This is a genomic window from Vibrio sp. 970 (genome assembly GCF_033339075.1).
This window is the reverse complement of record NZ_JAWOTW010000453.1, coordinates 1-635: the sequence shown is the minus strand read 5'-3', so window position 1 is coordinate 635 and position 635 is coordinate 1. Positions and strand designations below refer to the sequence as shown.

Annotated in this window: 1 protein-coding gene; it reads right to left on the bottom strand. The window is 46.1% G+C overall.

Annotation, left to right across the window (positions count from 1 at the left end):
• Nucleotides 1-507, bottom strand: a 507-nt coding sequence (locus R7Q11_RS27245; protein WP_225467117.1) for a glutaminase, incomplete at its 3' end; no start/stop codon positions are given.
• Nucleotides 508-635 lie beyond the last annotated feature (128 nt).

Sequence of the window (635 nt, the reverse complement as noted above, 5' to 3'; positions counted from 1 at the left end):
AATCGCCGCGTTGCGATCGCCGTGCATCATTTCCGAAGCGGCCACGACTTTGTCGTAGACAATGTGAGTATCACCCGACAGCTGACGAACAAACTCAAGTAAGCGCTGACGAGGTGCAGACAAACGACTTTGCAGCAAGTCAGCCACAACAATTGCACCCGCGTTAATAAACGGGTTGCGTGGAATACCCTGTTCCATCTCCAACTGAATCAGCGAGTTAAACGCCTGACCTGATGGCTCTTTACCTACTCTTGCCCAAATTTCTTCTTGTTTGTACAAGCACATGGCCAACGTTAGGCTCAGTGCTTTCGAAATAGACTGAATAGAAAAAGACTCATCGGCATCGCCAGCCTTAATCACTTCACCTTCATTGGTGTATACCGCAATAGCTAATTTATTATTCGGTACTTTTGCCAGAGCCGGAATGTAGTCCGCCACTTTTCCTTGACCGATCAAAGGGCGCAATTCCGCCAGAATATCTGTCAAAATTTCCGCTGTCGGTTTCATTGTCTACCTTCTTGTCACAAGAGTATTCGCTCAGAGGTAAAAAAAGCCAACAGAGCGTTGGCTTTTCATCGGATTCGTTATCGAAGATTCGATTATGGTTTCACTGCCACAATAATATTGCGGTTGAT